At 62.7% G+C, this 12,412-nt stretch carries 10 protein-coding genes; 8 read left to right on the plus strand and 2 right to left on the minus strand.

From position 1 onward, the window contains the following. The first annotated feature begins 155 nt into the window (after positions 1–155). The 6 genes from cysG to ABGM93_RS11130 all read left to right on the plus strand — a co-directional run bounded on the left by cysG (position 156) and on the right by ABGM93_RS11130 (position 7,203). Entirely contained in the window at positions 156–1,601 is a 1,446-nt protein-coding gene (gene cysG, locus ABGM93_RS11105; protein ID WP_321499419.1) for a siroheme synthase CysG, read from the plus strand. 13 nt (positions 1,602–1,614) lie between these two features. Next, on the plus strand, positions 1,615–1,944 hold the full coding sequence (locus ABGM93_RS11110; protein WP_321499420.1) for a DUF2849 domain-containing protein: 330 nt from the start codon (positions 1,615–1,617) through the stop codon (positions 1,942–1,944). A gap of 53 nt (positions 1,945–1,997) precedes the next feature. Then, a complete protein-coding gene (locus tag ABGM93_RS11115) occupies positions 1,998–3,653 on the plus strand; it encodes a nitrite/sulfite reductase (protein ID WP_321499421.1) in 1,656 nt (551 codons plus the stop codon). Beyond that, positions 3,640–4,407 (plus strand): phosphoadenylyl-sulfate reductase, encoded by a 768-nt coding sequence (locus tag ABGM93_RS11120; protein WP_321499423.1) that lies wholly within the window; start codon positions 3,640–3,642, stop codon positions 4,405–4,407. Before ABGM93_RS11115 ends, ABGM93_RS11120 begins: the two co-directional genes overlap by 14 nt. Next, on the plus strand, positions 4,404–4,943 hold the full coding sequence (locus ABGM93_RS11125; RefSeq protein ID WP_321499425.1) for a DUF934 domain-containing protein: 540 nt from the start codon (positions 4,404–4,406) through the stop codon (positions 4,941–4,943). The genes ABGM93_RS11120 and ABGM93_RS11125 overlap by 4 nt, the downstream gene beginning before the upstream one ends. Before the next feature lie 331 nt (positions 4,944–5,274). Beyond that, complete coding sequence (locus ABGM93_RS11130; RefSeq protein WP_321499428.1) at positions 5,275–7,203, plus strand: alpha/beta hydrolase domain-containing protein; 1,929 nt, start codon at positions 5,275–5,277, stop codon at positions 7,201–7,203. Between the two features lie 94 nt (positions 7,204–7,297). On the opposite strand, the gene ABGM93_RS11135 is transcribed toward ABGM93_RS11130, so the two are convergent. Beyond that, positions 7,298–8,464 carry an acetyl-CoA acetyltransferase gene (locus tag ABGM93_RS11135; protein ID WP_321499430.1) on the minus strand — a complete coding sequence of 389 codons (1,167 nt, stop codon included), beginning with the start codon at positions 8,462–8,464 and terminating at the stop codon, positions 7,298–7,300. Positions 8,465–8,953: 489 nt separating this feature from the next. Continuing rightward, complete coding sequence (locus ABGM93_RS11140; RefSeq protein ID WP_321499432.1) at positions 8,954–9,826, minus strand: GntR family transcriptional regulator; 873 nt, start codon at positions 9,824–9,826, stop codon at positions 8,954–8,956. Positions 9,827–10,095: 269 nt separating this feature from the next. Between ABGM93_RS11140 and ABGM93_RS11145 the strand changes: the two genes are divergently transcribed. Together ABGM93_RS11145 and ABGM93_RS11150 are read left to right on the plus strand one after the other, a co-directional pair. Continuing rightward, complete coding sequence (locus tag ABGM93_RS11145) at positions 10,096–11,925, plus strand: ATP-binding cassette domain-containing protein (RefSeq protein WP_321499434.1); 1,830 nt, start codon at positions 10,096–10,098, stop codon at positions 11,923–11,925. Beyond that, the gene (locus tag ABGM93_RS11150) at positions 11,922–12,404 is read left to right on the plus strand and encodes a YaiI/YqxD family protein (RefSeq protein WP_321499437.1); all 483 of its coding nucleotides are present in this window, start codon (positions 11,922–11,924) and stop codon (positions 12,402–12,404) included. The genes ABGM93_RS11145 and ABGM93_RS11150 overlap by 4 nt, the downstream gene beginning before the upstream one ends. Positions 12,405–12,412 lie beyond the last annotated feature (8 nt).

A 12,412-nucleotide genomic window follows, 5' to 3' on the forward strand; every position in this document is an offset into this window, starting at 1 on the left:
ACCCGCCGGAAATGCCCGGCGGGGATCTCACTTCCCGCACAAATGCGGAAATCTTTTTCCCGTATCGATTTCGCCTTGAAACCCCATGCCCGGCATTTCCCCGGCGTCACGCCTACCTTCAAAGCCACGAACGCAATTGAAGCGCGGAGTGGCTCATGGCCCGGCAACACGATCAAAACGGCAAAGACCGCCTCGACGTATTTCCCACCTTTCACAAGGTCGCGGGGCGGCGCGTGGTGGTGGTTGGGGCCGGCGAGGAAGCCGCGGCCAAGGTCCGGCTCATTGGCGAAACCAATGCGTTGATCGAGATCCTCTGCCCCGAGATGGAGCCCGCGCTCGCCCGCGCCGCACACCGCGTCGGTGCGCGTCACGTCGCGCGGGAATTTACCCCCGAGATGATCGAAGGCGCCGCCCTCGTCTTTTCCGCGCGCGAGGACGAGGCGCTTGATCGCGCCGTCGTGAATGCGGCCCGCGCGCTCGGCATTCCCGTCAACGCGGTCGACCGGCCGGAGATGTGCGATTTCTATACTGGCGCGCTGGTCAACCGCGCGCCCGTTGCGGTGGCCATCACGTCGACCGGGGTCGGTCCTGTTCTGGCGCGTCATATCCGGGCGCGCGTCGAGGCGCTTTTGCCGCGCGAAACGGGCACGCTCGCCCGCCTTGCGGAAAGCTTCCGCGAGACGGTCGCCCGCCTCGTGCCGACAAGCGAGGGTCGCCGCCGCCTCTGGGCCACGTTCTTTTCCGGTCCGGTCGCGCACGAAACCTATGCAGGGCGCATCGAAGCGGCGCGTGCTGCCGCCAACCGGCTGGTCAATGGCGCTGCCGATGAAGCCGGTTTCGTATGGCTGATCGGTGCTGGCCCCGGTGCGGAAGACCTTCTGACGCTTCGTGCCCAACGTCTCTTGCAGGAAGCGGACGTGATCGTTCACGACCGGCTCGTGCCGGAGGCTGTCGTCGCCATGGGGCGGCGCGATGCGCGGCGCGTTTCCGTCGGCAAGGCCAAGGGCGCGCATTCGGTTTCACAAGACCGCATCAACGAAATCCTGGTCGAGGAAGCGGCACAAGGGCAGCGCGTGGTACGTCTGAAATCCGGCGACCCTATGGTTTTTGGGCGCGCGGGCGAGGAGATCGCGGCCCTTCGTAAAGCCAATGTCGCCTATGAAATCGTGCCGGGTGTGACCGCGGCCTTCGCGGCCGCGGCTTCCGCGGAAATCCCGCTCACCCTTCGTGACGTCGCCTCCAGTCTTGTCTTTGCCACGGGGCACGACAGGCAGGGCGAGACCCTGCCCGACTGGGCGGGCCTTGCGCTGACAGGTTCCACGGTCGCCGTCTACATGGGCCGCAGCGTTGCGGGCCAGGTTGCAGAGCGCCTGATGGAAGCAGGCCTTGCCACCGGCACCCCGGTCATGGCGATCGAGAATGCCGCGCGGCGCGAAGAGCGCGTCTTCAGCGGGAACCTGGACGATCTTTCCGCATTCGCCGGGCGTATGGACGTGCGAGGCCCGGTGCTGATCGTCATCGGCGCCGTCGTCGCCCATGCGGCCATCGAACGGGCCGAGCCGCTCTCCCCCCTCTCCGCCTCCCAAGTTCAAGCCGCCTGAGGAGCCAGCCCCCATGCCCGCTCACGCAAAAGCAACGTTCAAGATCGTCACCGCCAACCGCCTCGCGGATGGCGAGGTCGTGTGGCTCGGTCAAAACGAGGTCTGGGTTGAGACCATCGAAAGCGCCTGGCTTCTGGAAGATGAAACCGATCTTGAGGCCGGGGAAGCGGCAGCGGTCCGCGCCATGGCGCTCAACCGGATTGTCGATGTCGATGTGATCGAGGCGAGGCGCGAGGGTGGGGCAATCGTGCCGGTGCGGCTGCGCGAACGTATCCGCGCCGCAGGTCCGACCTTCCGCAAGGATCTCGGCAAACAGTCCCGGCGGGCATCCGACGCCGCCTGAAGGCGCGCCCCGCAAAGCCAGCAACAAAAAGCCAATCGTCAGGAGCGAGCCCCGTGTATCGTTACGATGAATTCGACCGGGAATTCGTGGATCAGCGCATCGCACAGTTTTCCGACCAGGTCCGCCGCCGTCTTGCCGGAGACTTGAACGAGGAGCAGTTCAAGCCCCTGCGCCTGATGAACGGCGTCTATCTCCAGCTTCATGCCTATATGCTGCGCGTGTGTGTGCCATATGGCACGATGAACAGCGCCCAGATGCGCATGCTCGCCCATGTCGCGCGCAAGTATGACCGCGGCTACGGCCATTTCACCACGCGCCAGAACATCCAGTTCAACTGGCCGAGCCTCTCCGACATTCCGGCGATCCTGGAAGATCTGGCCTCCGTGGAGATGCATGCGATCCAAACCTCGGGCAACTGCATTCGCAACACCACCGCCGACCATTTTGCGGGCGCCGCCGCCGACGAGATCGCCGATCCTCGCCCCTATGCGGAAATCATCCGCCAGTGGTCGTCGCTGCACCCGGAATTCACCTTCCTGCCGCGCAAGTTCAAGTTCGCCATCACCGGCGCGCCGCATGACCGTGCGGCCATTCAGGTGCATGACATCGGCATGCAGGTCGTGCGCGGCGAAGACGGCGGCATCGGGTTCAAGGTCTATGTGGGCGGCGGCCAGGGCCGTACGCCGATGATCGCCAAGCTCGTGCGCGAGTTTCTGCCCGAAGAGGATCTGCTGGCCTATTCGGAGGCGATCCTGCGCGTATACAACCGCTATGGCCGTCGCGACAACAAATACAAGGCGCGCATCAAGATCCTTGTCCATGAAACCGGGATCGAGGCGTTGCGCGCCGATATCGAGGCAGAATTCGAGAAGATCCGCCACGGCGTTCTGCAACTGCCTGCCGAAGAGGTTCGCCGCATCGAGGCCTATTTCCAACCGCCTGCCTTCGATCCGTCCGCCAACGGCGCACGCTACGAGGCGAAGCGCGCGGGAGATCCCGCCTTCGCCGCTTGGGCGGAGCGGAACGTCCATCCTCACAAGGTGGCCGGTCATGCCTCGGTGACGATCTCGCTCAAGCCCATTGGCGGTGTACCGGGTGATGCGTCGGCCGATCAGATGGATGCGATCGCAGATCTGGCCGAAACCTTCGGCTTCGACGAATTGCGTGTCAGCCACGAGCAGAACCTGATCCTGCCGCATGTGCGGCTCGACGATCTGGACAAGATCCACGCAGCCTTGGTCGATCTGGGACTGGCGGAGGGCAATTGCGGGCTCATCACCGACATCATCGCCTGCCCGGGGCTCGATTATTGTGCGCTCGCCAATGCGCGCTCCATCCCGCTTGCGCAGGAGATTTCGAACCGCTTTGGCTCGTCCGCCCGCCAGCGCGAGATCGGAGAACTGAAGATCAAGATCTCCGGCTGCATCAACGCCTGCGGCCATCACCATGTGGGCCATATTGGCATTCTCGGCGTGGAGAAGAAGGGCGAGGAACTCTACCAGCTCACCCTTGGCGGCTCCGCCGATGAGCACACCTCCATCGGCTCCATCGTCGGGCGCGGCTTCGACGGTGAGAAGATCATCGATGCGGTGGAAACGGTTGTGGAGACCTACCTGAAGCTTCGCGCCAACGACAACGAGACCTTTCTCGCAGCCTATCGCAGGGTGGGCGACGGCCCCTTCAAGGAGGCACTTTATGGCACCGCGTGACGCGACAGCCCTCGCGCTCGATCCAGAAAACGCGCTGAGGTCGGAAGCTCAGGCTCTCAATGCGCAGTATGGCGAGCTGGACACCCCTAAGCTGCTGGAGACGGCACTTCACCGGCTCTATCCCGGCAAGGTCGCGCTTGTTTCGTCCTTTGGGGCGGAATCCGCTGTTCTGCTGCATCTGTTCAGCGAGGTGGACGCCTCCGCGCCGGTTCTCTTCGTCGATACGCGCAAGCTTTTCGGCGAGACGCTGCGCTACCGCGAGACGCTTGTCGCACGCTTCGGTCTGACCGGGGTTCGCACCATCACGCCCGATGCCGACGAACTGGCTGAAGCCGATCCGCAAGGCGCGCTCTGGCTCAAGGACCCGGACCGCTGCTGCCACCTGCGCAAGGTATTGCCACTGGACCGCGCACTCGACGGCTTCGATGCCTGGATGACAGGGCGCAAGCGCTTCCAGAGTTCGACGCGTTCGAAGCTGGAGCTCTTCGAGGTGGCCGACGGGCGCATCAAGATCAATCCGCTGGCCAACTGGTCGGTGGAGGATCTGAAGGACTACGCGGCCCGCCTCGACCTGCCGCCTCATCCGCTGGTGGCGCAAGGGTTCCCCTCCATCGGCTGCATGCCCTGCACCGACAAGGTGGCGCCGGCGAGGATGCGCGCGCCGGACGCTGGCGCGGCGCCGACAAGGTGGAATGCGGCATTCATCTGCCCACGCATGGGCGCGAAATCGACGGAAGCGGGATCTGATCCATGAGCGGCATGCAACTGGACGCCAAATCGGCAAACGACATCTACAAGGACGGCCGTTTCCAGGCCTGCGATTGGACCTTTCTTGGCGAGGATGAGGCCCTGCCCGCTGCGGGGCCAGTGTTTGTGCCGCTGGAGGTCTGGCGCGCATCGGCAGACGCCTTGAGAGGTCGCAACGCGCCAACCGGCGTGGTGGTGGAGGCTGGCGAGGATATTCGCGCCCTCGCCGCCGATATCGCGCATGTGGCGGCGGTCGCTGTACGTTTTCCGAAATTCTCCGACGGACGCGGCTATTCGACTGCGCGTATCCTGCGCGAAGAACTCAGCTTCACCGGCGAGATCCGGGCGATCGGCGATGTGCTGATCGACCAGATTGCCCTTATGCGCCGCTGCGGCTTCGATGCCTTCGCGGTCACCCATGTACCGACCCGCGCAAGCCTTGAGGGCAACGGCGTGCCGGATGTCGTTCTCCATTACCAACCCGTCGAGAGCGCGAAGGAAATCCCGGCGGGGGCCCGCCCATGGATGCGTCGTCAGGCGTGAGCCTTCAAGGATCGCGTCAATGTTGCCGACGGCCCGTCGCCCAGGCAACAAACCGGGCTTCCGTTACGAGCCTTTCCTGTTCAAGACCATCCGAACGCCCTAAGTGTGCGGGCGTTCTTGCGCGCAACACTTCAAGGTTGCACACCTGTCCACCGCTTAATTGCAATGCGTACCATTTAACCACACACCGGAACCCTCGGGGACCGCTGCGTCACCCGTGCGGTCGAGGTGCGGACGATTGACGCACACTGTCTTTTCTCACTATCGCCATGCGCCGCCGCTTGCGCCTAACCTCTCGTTTCATACTCCCCCTTTCATGGATGGTGACAGTATGAAATCAAAACTCATTTTTGCAACGAGCCTTCTGGCAGCAACAATGCTGTCTGGAACGGCGATGTCGCGCGTGATCGACTTCAAGATCGAGTCCACTGGACCTGCGATCGAAGGTACAAGTTTCGGTGAAGTCGGCGCCTATGAACGTATCGACGCCATCGCGACGATCGCAGTGAAGCCTGACGATCCGGCCAATGCCGGCATCGTCGGTCTCGACAAGGCTCCGCGCGACAAGCACGGCGATGTTGTTTTCACGTCGGAAGTCTCCATCCTGCGTCCGAGCGACGAGAACTCGCGCTCTCCCGTCCTCTTTTATGAAGTTCCCAATCGTGGTCGCAATCTCAGCTTCATGCTGTTGAATGCCTCCCACTCCTCCGCTGTCCCTACCAAGCCGGAAGACGCCGGTGACGGCTTCCTCCTCTCCCAGGGCGACACGATCGTATGGAACGGCTGGCAGCCTTTCCTGGGCGAAAAGCTGCTCAACGTCACCCTGCCGGTGGAAAAGGGCGTCACCGGGATTTCCCGCGAACAGAAGATCTTCGACAAGCCGGGCGAGACCGGCACGCTGAAGCTCACCTATCCGGCCGCCGATCTTGATCCCGCCAAGGCGAAGATCACGGTCCGCGTCAACGACACGGATGAGGCGACCACGCCGAAAGACCTGTCGTTCAAATATGTCAGCGAGAATGAAGTCGAAATCACCCGCCCGGCTTCCATGCCGGCAGGCGCGATCTATGAGTTCATTTATCCGGCAAAGGATGCCGTCCCGGCAGGCCTCAGCATGGCGGGAATTCGCGACGTCGTGTCGTTCCTGCGCGGCAATCCCGGACATGAGGCGAAGAACCCGCTTTCGGGTATCGAGCACACGGTCGGCATGGGCATTTCCCAGTCCGGTCGCCTGTTGCGCGACATCATTTACCAAGGCTTCAACGCCGACGAGCAGGGCAACAAGGTGTTCGACGGCGCGATGATCCATATTGCTGGTTCGCGCAAGACCTACTCCAACTATGCCTTCGCGCAGCAGGGCCGCTATTCCCGCCAGCATGAAGACCATGACTACCAGGGCGACCAGTTCCCCTTCACCTATGTTTCGATGACCGATCCCGTCTCCGGGGAGACTGGCGGCATTCTGGACACGTGCAAAGCGAGCGAGACCTGCCCGCTGATCATGCAATCGGACACGTCGACGGAATTCTGGCAGGCTCGCGCCTACCTGCTTTCCACCTCGCCCGACGGCAAGGCCCTGACCATGCCGGATAATGTTCGGCTCTACTTCATCGAAGGCACGCAGCACTTCTCGCTGCTGGACGCCAAGCCCGCTGCCAAGGAACCTGCCGCGAACCTGAACAACCCGCTGTCGGGAACCCCTGTCATGCGTGCTCTTTACGAAGACATGAAGGACTGGGTTGCTGAAGGCGTAGAGCCCCCGGCCAGCCGCTATCCCAGCGTCGCCAACGGAACGCTGGTGACACCGGCCAAGCTCAACTTCCCGACGATCTCGGGCAAAGCCACGACGCCGAAATTCAACAAGCTTCAGGTCATGGACTACTCGGTCCAGCCTCCCGCTCGCGGCGCAGCCTATCCCGAGTTCGTCCCCGCACTCGATGTCGACGGCAACGAGCTTGGTGGCGTGGAGCTTCCGCGTCTGGCCGCTCCGCTTGGCACCTATACGGGCTGGAACCCGCGCGCCGAGGGCTTCGCAGCAGGTGAACTCTACACCACGCAGGGCTCGTTCTTCGCCTTCCCGGCCACTGCGGCCGAGGGCGACAGCCGTACGCCGCTGTCTGACCGCTACGCCGACAAGGCTGCCTATCAGGCGGCTGTCAAAGCGGCGGCCGAAGACCTCGTCGACGACCGTCTGATGCGCGCCGAAGACGTGGACCAGGTGGTCGATCTCGCCGGCAAGGACTACGACGCCCTGCACTGATGGGCATCCGTCGTCCTTTTGACAAAGACAGAAACGCCCGCCGGGAGACCGGCGGGCGTTTTTCATTTGATTGACGTGTTGGAAGCGCGCGAACTTATTTCAGGGCTTGCAGGATCGAGACATAGTTGGCGACCGCCGCGCCGCCCATGTTGAAGATGCCGCCGATATCGGCCTTGGGGAGCTGCATGTCCCCGGCTTCGCCGCTCAGCTGCATGGCCGTGATCGCGTGCATGGAGACGCCGGTCGCACCGATCGGGTGCCCCTTGGCCTTCAGCCCTCCAGACACGTTGACCGGCAGCTTGCCGTCCGGCTCCACCCAGCCTTCCATGGCCGCGATCGCGCCCTTGCCTTCCGGCACAAGCCCCATGGCTTCATATTCGATCAGTTCCGCGATGGTGAAGCAGTCATGGGTTTCCACGAAAGAGAGATCCTCGATGGTGAGGTTCGCTGCCGAGAGAGCGCGGTTCCAGGCGGTGCTGCACCCTTCGAATTTAAGGATGTCGCGCTTGGACATGGGCAGGAAATCCTGCGCATGGGCGAGCGAACGGAAGGCGACCGCCTTCTTCATGCCGAGAGCGATCTCGGTGTTGGTCAGCACGATCGCCGCCGCACCATCGGAAACGAGGGAACAGTCCGTCCGCTTCAGCGGGCCGGCCACGAAGGGGTTCTTGTCGCTCTCGGTGCGGCAGAACTCGTAACCGAGATCCTTGCGCATTTGGGCGAAGGGGTTCTTCACGCCGTTGCGATGGTTCTTGGCCGCGATGGTGGCAAGCGCGTCTGACTGATCGCCGTACTTCTGGAAATAGGCGCCTGCGATCTTGCCGAAGACACCGGCAAAGCCGCCGGGAATATCGCCTTCCTCCTCAAGATAGGAGGCACGGAGCAGGTTTTCGCCGATCTGCGGGCCAGGGGTTGTGGTCATTTGCTCCACACCGACCACCAGCACGAAGCGGGCGGAACCGGAATTCACCGCGCGCACCCCCTGATGCACCGCGGCAGAGCCGGTGGCACAGGCGTTCTCAACGCGCGTGGCAGGCTTGAAGCGCAGGTCCGGATCGGCCTGCAACACCAGCGAGGCGGTAAAATCCTGCTGCGAGAAGCCTGCATTGAAATGGCCGAGAATGATCTCGTCGACGTCGCTGGCCTCGATGCCCGCATCGGCCAACGCACCGGCGGCGGCCTTCACGATCAGGCTTTCCACCGTTTCCTCGGACAGTCTGCCGAAAGGCAGGTGTGACCAGCCAACAATAGCAGCACTCATGGATTCCAACCTCTCTTGTGGCCCGCATCGTCTCCAGGGGCGTTCACGTCGCAACCGACCCTAGCGTAACCCGCATATTGCACCAATGAGAAATAGCGCGATCCACCCTGGCAAGACGGCGCCGATTGACGCAATCCGACGTTTTTCCCGTAACGGCATGATGGAAAACCACGCCAGCATCTGCGTCAACGCTCCTGTCGTCGACACGGCACCTTCCGCTCAAGACACCATCGATCGCCCCTTCACGCATGGCTCGCGAAGGTAACAGGGCTATGCGGCCAGCAACGAGGTTATCGCATTCCGGTCTTGCGCCATTTTCCCGACGCGACCGCGGATGGAATCACTTCTGTTTCCACCTCAACAGATCAAAGAAAACTGAAAATCCGTTTCGTCAGGGACGGCAACCTGATCATGCCCGCACATGCCGCCTGCCTGACCGGCACTTAAACGAAATGCGGCAACGCTCCGGCAGGGCCCTGTCACTATCGCTCAGGAATGGGTTGAACGTAGTTCTGCTGCGCCCGAGATATTGCACTGAGAGGCAATTTCCTGATCCCCTGGCAGGATTGAATGCAGGAAAAAACCGGTCGGGGGACAGATGGTGCGCAGCACCATGTAGGTCAGCCCTGCCGGGTCGAGATAGCGGCGCGTCATCACCAGCCGGCAAAGCCCTTCCGGCACGCAGGTCTTGAGGGAGCATGAGGCGGGCGGAAACTGCATGGCAGGCTCCAGATCGGCGACTTCGGCACAAATTGCCTGCAGGATCTGGGCAGGTCGCAAATGATGCATCTCGGCGAGAAGATCCGGAAGACGGCCTTCCGCCAACCGAGGCACCACGTCTCCACAAGCCTCATCCAGAAAGATCAGTGCAGAAACGTCCGCGCTTGAACCCTCGAACTTGAAATGACCGCTCAATCGCAACATGGGGCGCTCATGAGCCGCTTTGGCGATACCGACATCGGCCCGATCATCCGCCGTGACGGTGGAGACCCCCTGAAGACAAAAGGGATAGTCGAAGGGATTGAGCGCAAAACTGCCAATCTGATGTTGGCCCGCTGTTGGCGACCGCTCGCGACTGCTGACGACTTCCGTTCCCCGTCCCTGCCGGGAGTTTACGAGCCCCCGTTCGCGCAGCGAGCGAAGTGCGTGGCGGATGGTATGACGACTGGCATTGAAGCGAGCAGACAGCTGAGCTTCCGTAGGAAGAAGTGACCCTTCAGGATACCGAACCTCTCGGATCTCCTGCGCCAGCGTCTCGGCGACCTGCTCGTATTTGGGAAGTTGCATCTCGGTCTCGTTATCTTGTCTGTAAGGACTGTCGAGCTGGGGAGAATTAGCGCCGGTTCTTGTCACATGTTGCATAGGTTGTTTTATGGCCCGGTTCGATACTGCATGGCGTCTTTGTGGCTTTATGGTTACCGGGCGGGGGATCCTCTTGGTTCTCCTTGGGTTTGCTCCCCGAAGTCATCCACAGGCCAGCATCTACAGATCATGGGCCCATTTCAGAACCGCCTGACCAATCAGCTTCGCTGTCCCGACTCGTGAAAACGGCAACACCGCGCCACCATCATGCTGTTGAACCTTACGCAAGCCTTGTCGGATGAGCCCGGCAAGGGTAAATGCCACCTACCATGGCCCCAACACCGCTCCTCACGCTCCAATCGATCCGGCTGACCTTCGGCGGGACCGCGCTTCTCGAAGATGTCGAGATGGCCGTCTCCCCCGGCGACCGGCTTTGCCTTGTCGGAAGAAACGGCTCCGGCAAGTCGACCCTTTTAAAGATCGTCGCCGGTCTCGTGGAGGCCGATGGCGGACGTCGCTTCGTCCAGCCCGGCGCGACCGTGCGCTATCTTGCGCAGGAGCCGGATCTTTCCGGCTTCGACACCACGCTCGCCTATGTGGAAGACGGGCTCGCGCCCGGCGACGACCACTACCGCGCGCAATATCTGCTGGGCGAACTGGGCCTGAGCGGTCAGGAACATCCCTCAAGGCTTTCCGGCGGGGAGGCGCGGCGGGCAGCCCTTGCCCGCGCCCTTGCGCCGGAACCCGACATCCTGTTGCTGGACGAGCCCACCAACCACCTCGATCTTCCCGCCATCGAATGGCTTGAGGAGGAACTTTCCTCCATGCGCTCCGCGCTGGTCCTGATCTCTCATGACCGGCGTTTCCTGCAAGATCTGGCCCGCTCCACCCTGTGGCTCGACCGCGGTGTATTGCGGCGGATGGATCAGGGCTTCTCCAATTTCGAGACCTGGCGCGACGAGGTGCTGGAACAGGAAGAGCGCGACCGGCACAAGCTCGACCGCAAGATCGTGGCAGAAGAGCACTGGGTGCGTTACGGCGTGACCGCGAGGCGCAAGCGCAATATGGGCCGCATGCGCGCACTCGCCGACCTGCGCACCCAGCGTCGCGAGCAGCGCAAGGCGCAGGGCAACGTCAAGCTTGCCGCCAGTGAGGGCGACACGTCAGGTAAGGTGGTGGCCAAATGCGAAGGGATGTCCAAGAGCTTTGGCGAACGCGTGATCGTCGACACGTTCTCCACCATCATCCAGCGCGGTGATCGGGTCGGCATCATCGGGCCCAACGGCGCGGGCAAGACAACGCTTCTGAACCTGCTGACCGGGGCCCTGGAGCCCGACAGCGGCAAGATCAAGCTTGGCACCAATCTGCAGATGGTCACCCTCGATCAGCGCCGCGCCAGCCTCGACCCAAGCTGGACGCTTCGCGAGGCCCTGACTGATGGGCGCGGCGACAAGGTGGAGGTGGCGGGCGTCACCAAGCACGTGGTCGCCTACATGAAGGACTTCCTGTTCACGCCCGAGCAGGCCGGAACGCCGATCTCGGCACTTTCGGGTGGCGAGCGGGGCCGCCTCATGTTGGCGCGCGCGCTGTCCACGCCTTCCAACCTTCTGGTGCTGGATGAGCCGACCAACGACCTCGATCTTGAAACGCTCGATCTCCTGCAGGAAATGATCGCCGACTATTCCGGCACCGTCATTCTCGTCTCCCATGACCGTGACTTCCTTGACCGGGTGGCGACGTCCGTGATCGCGGGTGAAGGCGACGGGCGGTGGATCGAATATGCGGGCGGATACACCGATATGGTGGCGCAACGCGGCCATGGGGTGCGGGCCCGTTCCGCAACGGAGCCGACGCAGGCGCGCGCGGAGAAGCCGGCACAGTCTGCCCCCAGGGTGGAGACCAGGCCGCAGCAGGCCAAGCGCAAACTCTCCTTCAAGGAGAAGCACGCACTGGAAACCCTGCCCGGCGAGATGGAAGAGCTTCAGAAGAAGATCGCCGGTCATACCAAACGCATGGCCGACCCTGACTTCTACAGCCGCGACCCGGACGGGTTCCAGCGCGTGAGCGGTGAACTGCAGGATCTGGAAGCAAAGCTGGCGGATGCCGAAGAACGCTGGCTTGAACTTGAGATGTTGCGCGAGGAGCTTGAAGGCAAGTGACGAGCCCCGCCCAGCCCCTTCCCGCGCCACAGATCTATGTCGATGCCGATGCCTGCACCGTGAAGGACGAGGTCGTGCGCGTGGGCGAGCGGCACGGGCTCGTCATGCATTTCGTCGCCAACCAGTGGATGCGGCTCGATGACAGTCCGCTGGTGAAGCGCGTCATCGTTCCGGAAGGGCCGGATGCGGCCGATGACTGGATCGCAGACGCCATCACGGCTCGCGATATCTGCGTTACCAACGATATCCCGCTTGCCTCGCGCTGCCTTGAGAAGGGCGCGAAGGCGCTCGGTCAGGCGGGCAAGCCCTTCGATGCTGCCAGCATCGGCATGGCCTTGGCCATGCGCGATCTGAACCGGCACTTGCGCGAGACGGGCGAGATCCGTGGCGGCGGCCGCCCCGTCAGCCGAAAGGACCGCTCCGCCTTTCTCTCGGCACTTGAAAACATGGTTCAAGCCCTGCTGCGCCAAACCTCGTGAGGCAATGA

It is taken from the genome of Breoghania sp. (assembly GCF_963674635.1).
In the GTDB taxonomy this organism is placed as follows: domain Bacteria; phylum Pseudomonadota; class Alphaproteobacteria; order Rhizobiales; family Stappiaceae; genus Breoghania.

What these genes read in the sequence shown, in the direction of transcription:
- ABGM93_RS11135 (WP_321499430.1), bottom strand. Translation starts at nt 8,464, where the DNA reads ATGAGTGCTGCTATTGTTGGCTGGTCACACCTGCCTTTCGGCAGACTG.
- ABGM93_RS11120 (WP_321499423.1), top strand. Translation starts at nt 3,640, where the DNA reads ATGGCACCGCGTGACGCGACAGCCCTCGCGCTCGATCCAGAAAACGCG.
- ABGM93_RS11110 (WP_321499420.1), top strand. Translation starts at nt 1,615, where the DNA reads ATGCCCGCTCACGCAAAAGCAACGTTCAAGATCGTCACCGCCAACCGC.
- ABGM93_RS11145 (WP_321499434.1), top strand. Translation starts at nt 10,096, where the DNA reads ATGGCCCCAACACCGCTCCTCACGCTCCAATCGATCCGGCTGACCTTC.
- ABGM93_RS11140 (WP_321499432.1), bottom strand. Translation starts at nt 9,826, where the DNA reads ATGCAACATGTGACAAGAACCGGCGCTAATTCTCCCCAGCTCGACAGT.
- ABGM93_RS11125 (WP_321499425.1), top strand. Translation starts at nt 4,404, where the DNA reads ATGAGCGGCATGCAACTGGACGCCAAATCGGCAAACGACATCTACAAG.
- cysG (WP_321499419.1), top strand. Translation starts at nt 156, where the DNA reads ATGGCCCGGCAACACGATCAAAACGGCAAAGACCGCCTCGACGTATTT.
- ABGM93_RS11130 (WP_321499428.1), top strand. Translation starts at nt 5,275, where the DNA reads ATGAAATCAAAACTCATTTTTGCAACGAGCCTTCTGGCAGCAACAATG.